General features: G+C 72.5%; 8 protein-coding genes. 7 read left to right on the plus strand and 1 reads right to left on the minus strand.

Translation table 11 applies throughout. The features are described from left to right. The first annotated feature begins 4 nt into the window (after positions 1-4). From ACGFIG_RS28650 to ACGFIG_RS28675, 6 genes are all read left to right on the plus strand, one after another. The gene (locus ACGFIG_RS28650; RefSeq protein ID WP_393008124.1) at positions 5-1000 is read left to right on the plus strand and encodes a DUF1702 family protein; all 996 of its coding nucleotides are present in this window, start codon (positions 5-7) and stop codon (positions 998-1000) included. Between the two features lie 193 nt (positions 1001-1193). After that, complete coding sequence (locus ACGFIG_RS28655; protein ID WP_393008196.1) at positions 1194-2156, plus strand: DUF1702 family protein; 963 nt, start codon at positions 1194-1196, stop codon at positions 2154-2156. Between the two features lie 73 nt (positions 2157-2229). Next, positions 2230-8052, plus strand: coding sequence for an SDR family NAD(P)-dependent oxidoreductase (locus ACGFIG_RS28660; RefSeq protein WP_393008126.1), 5823 nt, complete (start codon positions 2230-2232; stop codon positions 8050-8052). 2 nt (positions 8053-8054) lie between these two features. Next, positions 8055-8495 carry an acyl-CoA thioesterase gene (locus ACGFIG_RS28665; RefSeq protein ID WP_358092072.1) on the plus strand — a complete coding sequence of 147 codons (441 nt, stop codon included), beginning with the start codon at positions 8055-8057 and terminating at the stop codon, positions 8493-8495. A 20-nt stretch (positions 8496-8515) separates the two neighbouring features. Next, positions 8516-9049, plus strand: a complete 534-nt coding sequence (locus tag ACGFIG_RS28670) for a flavin reductase family protein (RefSeq protein ID WP_393008128.1) — start codon at positions 8516-8518, stop codon at positions 9047-9049. Next, complete coding sequence (locus ACGFIG_RS28675; RefSeq protein WP_393008130.1) at positions 9046-10407, plus strand: cytochrome P450; 1362 nt, start codon at positions 9046-9048, stop codon at positions 10405-10407. Before ACGFIG_RS28670 ends, ACGFIG_RS28675 begins: the two co-directional genes overlap by 4 nt. Before the next feature lie 448 nt (positions 10408-10855). Here ACGFIG_RS28675 and ACGFIG_RS28680 read toward each other — a convergent pair whose 3' ends face one another. Beyond that, on the minus strand, positions 10856-11620 hold the full coding sequence (locus ACGFIG_RS28680) for a helix-turn-helix domain-containing protein (RefSeq protein ID WP_393008132.1): 765 nt from the start codon (positions 11618-11620) through the stop codon (positions 10856-10858). A gap of 461 nt (positions 11621-12081) precedes the next feature. Here ACGFIG_RS28680 and ACGFIG_RS28685 point away from each other — a divergent pair, with 461 nt between their 5' ends. Beyond that, positions 12082-12711: a MerR family transcriptional regulator gene (locus ACGFIG_RS28685; RefSeq protein WP_393008134.1), complete on the plus strand. Its 630-nt coding sequence runs from the start codon at positions 12082-12084 to the stop codon at positions 12709-12711. The last annotated feature ends 439 nt before the right edge of the window (positions 12712-13150 follow it).

Here is a 13150-nt window from a genome sequence, read left to right on the forward strand (position 1 = left end):
TGCCATGCCGACGGTACTGGGTTCCGTGCGTCGACTGCTGATGGCGCCGACGCTCGCGGAGGTGACCTTCGCGCACCGGGGCTTCCCCGGCCCCGCCACGGAGGTCACGCGCCGGCTGGAGGCGGTTCCGCAGTCGGTGGTCTGCGGGTTCGAGTGGGGCATCGACACCCGCGACCCGTGGGAGCTGGAGCGCCGCCTCGCGCTCGTCGACCGGGAACTGCTGGGCTTCGCGTACGAGGGCGCCACGATGGCCTGCACCATCCTCGACGTGATGGGCCCTCGACGCGGCACCCGCACCCGGGACCTGCTGCGGGGGCCCGGCGCGCCGCACCTCTTCCTCGCCTACATCGGCATCGGGTTCGCCATGGCGCGCCTGCCGCGGCCCCTCTGGCGGCACGTGGTACCCGACCTCACGGGCTCCCCGTACCACCCGACGATGACCTGGCTGGCCGTGGACGGCTACGGATTCGACCGCGCCTACTTCGACCTCGACCGGTGGGTGACCCGGCAGGAGCGGCTGGCGGCGTACCCCTGGCAGGGCCACGGGGACTACTTCGCGAGGGCCACCGACCAGGGCCTCGGGCGGGCGCTGTGGTTCATCCACGGCGCCCGTACCGCCGAGGTGGCCGGGGCCGTGCGGGCCTTCGCCGCGGACCGGCACGGCGACCTGTGGAGCGGGGTGGGGCTCGCCGCCACCTTCGCCGGGGGCGCCGACGCCGAGGCGCTCGCGGCGCTGCGCGCCGAGGCCGGCGACTGCGCGCCGGACCTGGCCCAGGGCGCGGTCTTCGCCGCCAAGGCCCGCAGCCACGCCGGCCACGTGCCGGCGCACAGCGAGGCGGCGATGCACGCGTTCGGCGGGCGTAGCGTGGCCGCCGCCGCGGCCCTCGCCGACGACGTGGCGGTCCGCGCGGAGACGGCCGGGCGGCTGCCGGCGTACGAGCTGTGGCGGCGCAACGTCCGTGCGCACTTCGAGCCGGCCGGCGTCGGTCACGACCACTGAGGACCGCCCGCGTCGCCCGCCGTGGCGCCGCCGCACGCCCGTGGACCGACGAGTCCGCGGTCCAGGTGCACGCTTCGAATTGTTGCGATGAATGCGCAAGGTTGAAGAAATCAACCGTTCGCGCTCTTGCCATCATCGAAATAGCTGTCCATCCCTGTTCAGCGGCAACACCGACCCTTTGGGGGAACGTGCGATGCAGAGCCTGCGTGATCTGCGGCGCAGAATCCTGACGCCAAATATCTCCGAGACCAAAATGGATGTGCGCGGATTCCACGTGAAGAACGAGGAATCGAAGGCGCTACTCGAAACCGTCGGCGCCTCATTCCTCTCCGGCTACGGATACGCCGCCGAGGCGCCGAGCGCCGCAGCCGCCGAGCGCCGCCTGGAGACGGTGCCGAAGCGTTTTCGTGGCTTCGCGTACGAGGGCGCCGGGATGGGCTTCGCCGTCCGGGACGCGCTGCGGCCGGGCCGCCCCCGGCACGTGGCCGACCTGCTCGCCGGCCGGGGCGACGCGCACCTCTACATGATCTACGTAGGTGTGGGCTGGGCGATGGCCCGGCTGCCCCGGATGCGCTGGGGCCAGCTGCACGCCCCGGATCCGCTGCTGCGCTGGCTGGTGCTCGACGGCTACGGCTTCCACCAGGCGTACTTCCACACCGACCGGTACGTGTACGGCCAGTACCGTCACCCGCGCTTCCCCTGGCCGGCCGACGGCCCGCGCGAGTACGCCGACCGGGTCATCGACCAGGGCATCGGCCGGGCCACCTGGTTCGTCGGCGGCACCGACGTGGACCGGGTGACCCAGATTTTCAGCGCGTTCCCCGCGCACCGGCGGGCCGACCTGTACGCCGGGGCCGGCCTCGCCGCCACCTACGCCGGGGGCGTCACCGAGGCGGAGCTGCACCGCTTCCGCGACCACGCCGGCGACTACCGCGTGGACCTCGCCCAGGGCAGCGCCTTCGCGGCCGGGGCCCGGGTACGCGCGGGTCTGGTCGTCCCGCACAACGAGATCGCCACCCAGGTGTTCTGCGGCGTGTCCACCGCCGAGGCGGCGAAGGCCACCGACGTCACCCTGCCCGCCGAGCGGGAGGGCGAGGAACCCGCCTACGAGCGGTGGCGGCGCGCCATCGCCGCGGAATTCGAGGGGTGGTGCTGAGCGTGGCGTCCCGAGGCCAGATCGGTTCCACGCCCCGGCGGTCCACCATCATGCGCGACAAAGGAGAAACCTCGTGACCAGGATCGCTGTCGTGGGGATGGCGTGCCGTTACCCGGATGCCACCTCCCCCCGGGAACTGTGGGAGAACGCCATCGCCGGGCGCCGCGCCTTCCGGCGGCTGCCCGAGGAACGGATGCGACTCGACGACTACTTCGACCCCGACCCCGCCGCGCCCGACCGTTTCTACGCCCGTAACGCGGCGGTGATCGAGGGCTACGAGTTCGACCGGATCGCGTACAAGGTCGCCGGCAGCACCTACCGGTCCACCGACCTCACCCACTGGCTCGCCCTCGACATGGCGGCCATGGCGCTGGCCGACGCCGGGTTCCCGATGGGGGAGGGACTGCCCCGCGAGCGCACCGGCGTGGTCGTCGGCAACACGCTGACCGGCGAGTTCTCCCGGGCCAACCAGCTGCGGCTGCGCTGGCCGTACGTGCGCCGCATGGTCGCCGCCGCGCTGAAGGAACAGGACTGGGACGACGACCAGCTCACCGGCTTCCTCGACGACTTCGAGGCGACGTTCAAGGGCCCGTTCCCGGAGGTCGACGAGGACACCCTCGCCGGTGGCCTCTCCAACACCATCGCCGGCCGCATCTGCAACCACTTCGACTTCAAGGGCGGCGGCTACACCGTCGACGGCGCCTGCTCCTCGTCGCTGCTCTCCGTCGCCACCGCGTGCAAGACCCTCTCCGACGGCGAGGTCGACGTGGCGATCGCCGGCGGCGTGGACCTCTCCATCGACCCCTTCGAGATCATCGGCTTCGCCAAGACCGGCGCACTGGCCCGCGGTGAGATGCGGGTCTACGACCGTAGCTCGAACGGCTTCTGGCCGGGCGAGGGCTGCGGCATGGTGGTCCTGATGCGCGAGGCCGAGGCCCGTCAGGCGGGCCACCGCATCTACGCCACCGTCGCGGGCTGGGGGATCTCCTCCGACGGCAAGGGCGGCATCACCCGCCCGGAGGTCGCCGGCTACCAGCTCGCCCTGCGCCGGGCGTACGAGCGGGCCGGGTTCGGCATCGAGACCGTCGGGCTCTTCGAGGGCCACGGCACCGGCACGGCGGTGGGCGACGCCACCGAGCTCCAGGCGCTGTCGCTGGCCCGGCGCAACGCCGACGCGAACTCCCCGCAGGCCGCGATCAGCTCCATCAAGGGCATGATCGGGCACACCAAGGCGGCGGCCGGCGTCGCCGGCCTGATCAAGGCCGCGATGGCGGTGCACCACGAGGTCCTGCCGCCGACCATCGGCTGCGTCGATCCGCACGAGATCCTCACCGCCGAGCAGTCCGCGCTGCGGGCCCTGCGCCGGGCCGAGGCGTGGCCGCGCGACCTGCCGGTACGCGCCGGCGTGACGGCGATGGGCTTCGGCGGCATCAACACCCACATCGTGCTGGACAAGGGGCAGCCGCGGCGCTCGTCCCGACTGGACAGCCGCTTCCGTAATCTCGCCGCGTCGATGCAGGACGTGGAGCTGCTCCTCGTCGACGGCGGCAGCCCGCAGGAGCTGCGCGAGCGGCTGCAACGCCTCGTCGAGTTCGCGCCCACGGTGTCGTACGCCCAGCTGGGCGACCTCGCCGCCACCCTGCACCGGGAGCTGCGTGACCTGCCCTACCGGGCGGGTGTGGTGGTCTCCTCGCCCGAGGACGCCGAGCGGCAGCTGCGCCGCGTCTGCGACACCCTCGACGCCGGCGAGGTACGACTCTTCTCCGCCGACGGCCGCTGCTTCCTGGGCCACGTGAGCGGGCCGGGTCGCATCGGTTTCCTCTTCCCCGGGCAGGGGTCCGGCCGGGGCACCTCGGGCGGCGCGCTGCGCCGGCGCTTCGCCGACGTGGAGGAGGTCTACCAGCGCGCGGCGCTGCCGCGCAGCGGCGACATGGTCGCCACGGCGGTGGCCCAGCCGCGGATCGTCACCGGTTCGCTGGCCGGCCTGCGGGCGATGGCGCTGCTCAACCTCGACGCGACCGTCGCCGTCGGGCACAGCCTCGGCGAGATCGCCGCCCTGCACTGGGCCGGCGTGCTCGACGAGGAGACCCTGCTGCGGGTCGCCGGCGTGCGCGGCCGGACCATGGGGGAGCACAGCGCCTCCGGCACGATGGCCAACATCGGCGCCCCGCCGGAGCGGGTGGCCGGGCTGATCGCCGGCCTGTCCGTGGTGATCGCCGCATACAACGGGCCGGAGCAGACCGTGATCGCCGGCTCGGAGGCCGCCGTGCAGGACGCCTGCGAGCGGGCCACCTCCGCCGGGCTGCGGACCACCCGGCTCCCGGTGTCGCACGCGTTCCACTCGCCGCTGGTCGAGCCGGCCGCCGACGCCTTCCTGGGGGCGCTGGCGGGGGAGCGGTTCGGGTCCGTCAACCGGCGGGTCGTCTCCACCGTCACCGGCGAGCCACTCGCTCACGACACCGACGTCGCCGCCCTCCTGCGCCGCCAGATCACCGACCCGGTGCTGTTCAGCCAGGCCGTCGCGCTCGCCGCCAAGGAGGTCGACCTCTTCGTCGAGATCGGCCCGGGGCAGGTGCTCTCCGGCCTCGCGTCGAGCAGCACCGACCTGCCGGCGGTGGCCCTCAACACCGACGACGAGTCGCTGGCGGGCCTGCTGCGTGTCGCGGCGGCCGCGTACGTCGTCGGCGCCGGCGGCGTGGAGGGGGCGCTCTTCCACGACCGGCTGGTCCGGCCGCTCGAGGTGGGCCAGCACTTCCGCTTCTTCGCCAGCCCCTGCGAGTCCGCCCCGGTGGTGGGCCTGGCCGGGGGCACCGGCGTACGGGCGACGACCCCGTCGCAGAAAGAGGTGCACCGGCCGGAGCCGGAGCGGCCGGCCGGCGAGTCGAGCCTGCAACTGCTGCGGCGGTTGGCCGCCGAGCGGGCCGAGCTGCCGCTGGAGATGGTCCACGACGGCAGCCAACTCCTCGACGACCTGCACCTCAGCTCGATCACGGTCGGTCAGCTGGTCAACCAGGCGGCGCAGCAGCTCGGCGTGCCGGCCGCGCAGACCCCGACCAACTTCGCGACGGCCACCGTCGGGCAGCTCGCCGAGGCACTGGAGCAGCTCGCCAGCACCGGCCGGGACGCCGACACCGCCGGCCCGGCCTTCGTGCACGGCGTCGCCGACTGGTGCCGGGCCTGGTCGGTCGAGTTCGACGACCTGTCGGCGCCGGCGGTCGCCGGGGCTGAGCCCGACGGGCCCTGGCAGCTGTTCGCCCCCGCCGGGCACCCGTTCGCCGAGCCGCTGCGCGTGGCCCTGGAGAGCGCGGGCGTCGGCGCGGGAGTGCTGGTGTGCCTGCCGGAGCGGTACGCGCAGGCCGATCTCGAGCTGGCCCTGCGCGGCGCGCAGGCGGCGACGGCCGCCGCCCCCGGCACCCGTTTCGTCCTCGTCCAGCAGGGCGCGGGCGCGGCCGGGCTGGCCAGGACGCTGCGATTGGAGGCGCCGCACCTGCGGACCACGATCGTGCACACCCCGCCCGTGCCGGAGGCCGTGGCCCGGGTGACGGCGGAGGTCGCCGCCACCGACGGATTCGCCGAGGTGCACCACGACGCCGCCGGGCGGCGGCGGGTGCCCACCCTGCGCGGGCTGCCGGTGCGGCCGACCGAGACGCGGCAGCCGCTGGGTGCCGAGGACCTGCTGCTGGTCACCGGCGGCGGCAAGGGCATCACCGCGGAGTGCGCCCTGGCGATGGCCGTCGACAGTGGCGCCCGCCTCGCCGTGCTGGGCCGCTCGGACCCCGCCGCCGACGAGGAGCTGGCCGCGAACCTCAAGCGGATGGCCGACGCCGGCGTGCGGGTGCGCTACGCCCGGGCCGACGTGGCCGACCCCGAGCAGGTACGGCAGGCCGTCGACGGCCTCGTCGCCGAGTGGGGACCGGTCACGGCGGTGCTGCACGGCGCGGGCCGCAACGAGCCGGCGGCACTGACGGGTCTGACCATGGACGCGTTCCGCCGCACCTTCGCGCCGAAGGTCGACGGCCTGCGGGCGGTGCTCGACGCGGTCGACCCCGACCGGCTGCGCCTGCTGGTGACGTTCGGCAGCATCATCGGCCGGGCCGGCCTGCGCGGCGAGGCCCACTACGCGACGGCGAACGACTGGCTGGCGGAGCTGACCGTCGACTTCGGCCGGCGCCACCCGAACTGCCGCAGCCTCTGCCTGGAGTGGTCGGTCTGGTCCGGTGTGGGCATGGGCGAGCGGCTCTCCGTCGTCGAGGCGCTGACCCGCGACGGCATCACCCCGGTCACCCCCGACCAGGGGGTGGCGATGCTCCGGCGGCTGCTCGCCGACGCGCACGCACCGTCGGTGGTGGTCGTCAGTGGGCGTACCGAGGGCATCGACACCGTCCGGATGGACCTTCCGGAGCTGCCGCTGCTGCGGTTCGTGGACCGGCCGCTCGTCCGCTACCACGGCGTCGAGCTGGTCACCGAGACCGAACTCAAGCCGGTCACCGACCTCTACCTGGACCACCACCGGCTGGACGGAAACCTGCTGTTCCCGGCGGTGTTCGGTATGGAGGCGATGGCCCAGGTCGCCGCCGCGGTGACCGGACGGACCGACACGCCGGTGGTCGAGCGGGCCGAGTTCCTGCGGCCCGTCGTGGTGCCGCCGGAGGGCAGCACCACCATTCGGATCGCCACCCTCGTGGTCGACGACGACCTCGTGGACGCGGTCGTCTACAGCGCGGAGACGGAGTTCAGCGCCGCGCACTTCCGGGCGCGGCTGCACTTCGCCGGGACGCGACCGCCGGCCGGTCCGCCCGAGCAGGTGCCCGCCGGGCTGCCGGCCGTGCCGCTGGACCCCGCCACCGACCTGTACGGCGACATCCTGTTCCAGGGCGGCCGGTTCCAGCGGCTGCGCCGCTACCACCGGTCGGCCGCCCGGCACGTCGACGCCGACGTCGTCACGGTGCCGCAGACGCGGTGGTTCGCCGACTACCTGCCCGACAGCCTGCTCCTCGGCGACCCCGGCGTGCGGGACGCCCTCATGCACGGCAACCAGGTCTGCGTCCCCGACGCGACGCTGCTGCCGGCCGGGATCGAGCGGCTCCACCCCGCCGGGCCCCGGCTGACCGAGACGGAGGAACTGCGCTACTGCGCCGAGGAACGCAGCCGCGACGGTGACACCTACGTCTACGACATCGCGTTGCGCTCCGCCGACGGTGAGGTCGTGGAGCGGTGGGAGGGCCTGCGGCTGCGGGCGGTACGCAAGAAGGACGGCCGTGGGCCGTGGGTGGCCCCGCTGCTCGGGTCGTACCTGGAGCGGACCCTCGGCGACCTGGTCGGCGGCGACGTGGCCGTCGCGGTCGAGCCGGCCCCGGCGGCCCCGGCCGGGGGCGGCGAGCCGGCCGGGCCCGGCACGCCGGACGGGATCCGCCGCCGGCGGGCCCGCACCGCCCTGGCCGCCGGCCGGGCCGCGGGCGGGCCGGTCGAGGTCGCGTACCGGCCGGACGGCCGCCCCGAACTGGGCGACGGGCGGTCCCTCTCCGCCGCGCACGCCGAGGACCTGACCCTGTGCGTGGTCGGCACCGGGCCGCTCGCCTGCGACGTGGAGGCGGTACGCGACCGGGAGGAGTCGGTCTGGCGCGGGCTCCTCGGCGCGCACGTCGACCTCGCCCGGCTCTGCTCCGCCGACGGCGGGGAGTCCCTGGACGCGGCGGCCACGCGGGTGTGGGCGGCGATCGAGTGCCTGCGCAAGGCGGGGCTCTCGCACCGGGCGCCGCTGGTCGCGGTGCCCTCGGAGCGGGCCGGTTGGCTGGTCTTCGCCTCCGGCGACCTGCGGATCGCCACGCTCGTCACCACCGTGCGGGACGTGCCGCAGCCGATGGCGTTCGCGATCCTCACGGAAGGACGTGCCTAGGGATGGACAAGTACTTCGAGTACCTGCACACGGTGGGCTTCGAGGAGACCAACCTCGTCGGCAACGTGTACTACGTCAACTACCTGCGCTGGCAGGGGCGCTGCCGGGAGATGTTCCTGAAGGAACGGGCGCCGGACGTGCTGGCGGACGTACGCGACGACCTGAAGCTGTTCACCCTGCGCGTCGACTGCGAGTTCTTCGCCGAGATCACCGCGTTCGACGAGCTGTCCATCCGGATGCGCCTGGTGGAGCTGGCGCAGACGCAGCTGGAGTTCAGCTTCGACTACGTCAAGCTCGACCGGGACGGCGGCGAGACGCTGGTGGCCCGGGGCCGGCAGCGCATCGCCTGCATGCGCGGCCCGAACACCCGCACCGCGCCGGCGAGGGTGCCGGAGGCACTGGTGACGGCGCTCGCGCCGTACACCTCGGCGCGGCGTTCCTGACGGCGCGAGAAGGAGACGTCGTGGACGTACAGCGAACACTCACGGTCGGCACGTCCGACGTGACGGCACTGCGGCGGGCGTACGGCGCGTTCGCCACCGGCGTCACGGTGGTGACCGTCGGTGGCGCCACCCCGCACGGGATGACCGCCAACTCGTTCACCTCGGTGTCGCTCGACCCACCGCTGGTGCTGGTGTGCGTCGACCGCAACGCGGTGATGCACGCCTGCCTCTCCCAGACGCGCGAGTTCGCGGTCTCGGTGCTGACCGACGACCAGGAGGGGGTGGCCCGGTACTTCGCCGACGGGCGGCGACCGCTCGGCGGCGAGCAGTTCGACCAGGTGGACTGGAGCCCGGGCACGACGACGGGGGCCCCGCTGATCAGCGGGGCTCTCGCCCACTTCGAGTGCGAGGTGTGGCGCGTCTACGACGGCGGCGACCACACCATCTTCCTCGGCCGGCTGCTCTCCCTGGAGCGCCGGGCGGACGGGGAGGCCCTGCTCTTCCTCTCCGGGCGGTTCCGTCAGGTCGAGCGCGAGCGGAGTGAGGCGGCATGACGACGATCGAGGGAGGGGCCCGGCGTACGCCCCAGGGCCCCCCGCGCTCCCACGCCCTGAGCATGCTGATCCTGATGGGCCGGGACCGGCTGCGGATGATGACCCTGGCGGCGGAGCGGTACGGCGACGCGGCCCGGCTGCCGGTCGGGCACAAGAAGCTCTACTTCTTCAACCACCCCGAGCACGCCAAGCACGTGCTGGCCGACAACAGCGCCAACTACCAGAAGGGCATCGGCCTGGTGCACGCCCGCCGGGCGCTCGGGGACGGCCTGCTCACCAGCGAGGGCGAGCTGTGGCGTAAGCAGCGCAGGGTCATCCAGCCGGCGTTCCAGAACCGCCGCCTCGCCCAGTACGCGGGCGTCGTCGGCGAGGAGGCCGCCCTGCTGGTGGAGCGGCTGTCGGCCCGGATCGACGGTCCCCCGGTGGACGTGCTGGAGGAGATGACGACGCTGACCCTCGGGGTGCTCGGGCGGACCCTGCTCGACGCGGAGCTGAACGGCTTCCACGGCATCGGCGGGTCCTTCGCGGCCGTGCAGGACCAGGCCATGTTCGAGCTGGAGACGCTGAGCGCCGTGCCGCACTGGATCCCGCTGCCCCGGCAGCGCCGGTTCCGGCATGCCCGCCGGCACCTCCAGCACATCGTCGACGAGCTCGTCGCCGGACGGGGGCGGAACGTGGAGGGGCGCGACGACGTCCTCTCCCGCCTGATCCTCTCGACCGGGCGCGAGAGCGACCCACGGGTGGCCCGGCAGCGGCTGCGCGACGAACTGGTCACGCTGCTGCTGGCCGGGCACGAGACGACCGCGAGCACGCTGGGCTGGAGCCTGCACCTGCTCGACCGGCACCCCGAGATCAGGCAGCGGGTCCGGGAGGAGGCCGTGACGGTGCTCGGCGACCGGCTGCCCGGCTACGAGGACCTGCACCGGCTGCGGTACACCGCGATGGTGGTGGAGGAGGCCATCCGGCTCTACCCGCCGGTGTGGCTGCTGCCCCGCAAGGCGCAGGAGGCCGACGAGATCGGCGGGTACCACGTGCCGGCAGGGGCGGACATCCTCATCTCCCCGTACACCCTGCACCGCCATCCCCGGTTCTGGGACGCGCCGGAACGCTTCGACCCGGAACGCTTCGACCCGCAGCGCAGCTCGGAGCGGCCCAGGTACGCGTACATCCCCTTCGGCGCCGGACCGCGGTTCTGCGTGGGCAACAACCTGGGGATGATGGAGGCCACCCTGGTGCTGGCCATGCTGGTGCGGGACGTGCGCCTGGTCGGGCTCCCCGGCCGGCCGGTGGTGCCCGAGCCGATGCTGTCGCTGCGGGTGCGCGGCGGCCTGCCGATGACGGTCCACAAGGTCAACTGATCCGCGTCCACCGGTCCCGCGGCCGCCCCGGCGTCCGCGGGACCGTCGCTGTCCGCCCGGGCACCCGCACGAAGCGCGGTGCGGCCGCACTCCCGGGCCGCCTACCCCCACGGAGTTCCGGGCGGGGCGCATTCCCGGCCCGCCCACCCCTCTCGCGGAGCTCGGAGCGGGGCGCATGTCCGGGCCGCCCACCGTGGTCCGTCGAGCCCGCTCCCGGTGCCCGTGCGGCACCCCCGGCTCCGCCGGTCAGCGGCGCCGGCGCGATCGCCACGGTGGTCCCGGCGAGAGCGCTGCGGCGGGTGCAGGCCACAGAGCGCCGACGGTGGCCCATCCACCAGGGGCGGCAGGGCAGCAGGCGGCAGCGGGCACGGCAGCGGGCCGCCGGCGCCTGATGGCGCCGGCGGCCCGGTGTTGGGAAGCCGCCGAGGGCTGCGTGCCCCCGGATGGGTCAGGCTGCGTACACCTTGGACTGGTTCTGCCGTTCGAACGCCGCCTTGCGGCTGTCGAGCAGGGCCAGGAGCACCGGCGGGTCGATCTTGGACACCTGCTTGAGATGGGCGTCGGCGGTCAGGGTCAGCTGTCCGCGGACGGTCAGCGGGCCCACCGAGGACACCATCACCCTGTCCTGCTGGAGCCGGAGCACGTCACCGGAGACCGAGTGACACAGCAGGTGCCAGGTGCCGTCGGGCACGTTCGCGAAGCGGTAGACGCCGGGGGATTCCAGGATGGCGCACCGTGCGGGCGGGCCCTCGGGGATGCGGTGCGGAAACAGGCCCATGAAGATGAGCCCGGGTACGGGCCCGTCGAGGGGCGCGCTGATCCGTCCGGTGATGACGCCCTGCGTCACGCCCGTCGGGCGTTGCGTGGGAATGCGAGGAGCGAAGCCTCCCATTCGTCGGTAGGTGGTGGGTGGCAGACCGACGCTCTTGGTGAAGCGGGTGCTGAAAGTCCCGACGCTGTTGTATCCCACCCGGAGGCTGATGTCGGTGACGTTGAGCCGTGTCGTGGTGAGCAGCCGTTTGGCCTCCTGGAGGCGGATCGCGGACAGGAATCGACCTGGGGAGATTCCGGTGACCCGCTGGAAGATTCGCGTGAAGTGAAACTTGCTGAACATGGCGGCCCGCGCCATGTCATCCACCGTCAACTGCTCGGATAAATTGCTCCGCATGGTGTCGATGGCGCGTTCCACTGCCTGCTCTGCTGTGTCGTGCATTTGTCTCCCCCGGATTGCGGACAATCACATTGTGTGGACGTGGCGAATTCGGCCGAACAATTCTGGGGTGTCGACTGCCACCATTCCCCGCTAACCGCAGTCGATGCTAGCCGAGGCCGGCTGCCCGGTCAACACGTTCTGCGTTCGGAGCGTAGCCAGGAGTGACGGCCATGGGCTTATCATTTCTTGCCCAGAATTGGCACGTGCCACTGTACGATCGGGATGAAGATCGCTAGGATTGCTCATTGTATTGTGGAACTCGCCAGTATCCGTGCTGCGGCTTATCAATCCTTAGCATAATTTTTCGGACATCCGTGGTGTGCGCCGATCTGAAGTGGTCGGCCGGCCGCCCGGTTCGGTCCGCGTCGCGTCTGCCGCCATCAGGAGTCGGCAATCATCAATGGCTCCCGGTCGATCTCTATGGCAAGATTGCCCAAACGTTCGCCAGGGGCGGAGGACGCGTGCGTATCTCGGAGCTCAGTCGGCAGAGTGGCGTGTCGGTCCCGACCATCAAGTTCTATCTGCGTGAGGGATTACTCCCGGCCGGCCTGCCCACCGGCCGCAACCAGGCCGACTACAGCGATCGGCATCTGCGGCGGATCCGTCTGATCCGGACGCTGACCGGGATAGGGGGACTGGACCTGTCCTCCGTCCGGGAGATCCTGGCCGCCATCGACGACGAAGATGTCACTATGCGGGACGCGTACAAGGTCCTGGACCGGACTCTCTACCTGGACGGCTCGACGACGCTGGGCCGCGCCGCCGTGGACTGCGCACGCACGGAGGTGGCGGACCTCGCCGACGCCCTCGGCTGGTCCAATGAGGCCACCCCCGCCGGCGAGGTGTTGGCCCACGTCCTGGCGGGGCTGCGCAGCCTCGGTTGCGCGGCCGAGGCGACCTTCTTCGTTCCCTACGCCCGCGCCGCCGAGCAGCTCGTCATGACGGAGTTCGACCTGGCCGCCGACGAGGGCGAAACCGAGAAGGGCCCCGCACTCGTCCGCAGCGTCCTGTTCGGCGTCGCCCTGTCCGCCCTGCGCCGTATGGCGCACGAGCGCCACGTCGCGCTGCGATTTCCCACTCACGGTGGTTGAGTGCGGGTGTCTAACGGGTGACGGGTCCGATCGGGCGGCGGTCACACATCCGGCGTAGTCGGCCACTGAGCAACTTTTGAGAAGAACTCGGGCCGTGCTCCCGCGACCATAAGTGAGCCGGCGGCGACTTTCGCACCCGGTTCGCCAGGCATCGTGAAGGGACCGCACGTCATGCCTCGATTGGTTGAGAATGGGCAGCGCCGACCGCGTAAGCCGTAGCGCTCCGCGTGGTGGACGTCCCGATCCGACGGCAATCAACTGCCGAAGGATGACGGCAGGATAATTGCCGCCGGGAAAATTGCTCCACTCTTCAGCCGCCGACAACTGCCCGTCGCCAAACCCGGCCGTACGGCGTATCAGCCGTCGCACGAATCCGGGTGGTGGCCGAATCTGGAGGGAAAACCCTTGCCATCCCAACCCGTCGGCGCGATCCGCCGAA

The organism is Micromonospora sp. NPDC049048, from assembly GCF_043197615.1.
GTDB lineage: Bacteria > Actinomycetota > Actinomycetes > Mycobacteriales > Micromonosporaceae > Micromonospora.

What these genes read in the sequence shown, in the direction of transcription:
- ACGFIG_RS28650 (WP_393008124.1), top strand. Translation starts at nt 5, where the DNA reads ATGCCGACGGTACTGGGTTCCGTGCGTCGACTGCTGATGGCGCCGACG.
- ACGFIG_RS28655 (WP_393008196.1), top strand. Translation starts at nt 1,194, where the DNA reads ATGCAGAGCCTGCGTGATCTGCGGCGCAGAATCCTGACGCCAAATATC.
- ACGFIG_RS28665 (WP_358092072.1), top strand. Translation starts at nt 8,055, where the DNA reads ATGGACAAGTACTTCGAGTACCTGCACACGGTGGGCTTCGAGGAGACC.
- ACGFIG_RS28675 (WP_393008130.1), top strand. Translation starts at nt 9,046, where the DNA reads ATGACGACGATCGAGGGAGGGGCCCGGCGTACGCCCCAGGGCCCCCCG.
- ACGFIG_RS28680 (WP_393008132.1), bottom strand. Translation starts at nt 11,620, where the DNA reads ATGCACGACACAGCAGAGCAGGCAGTGGAACGCGCCATCGACACCATG.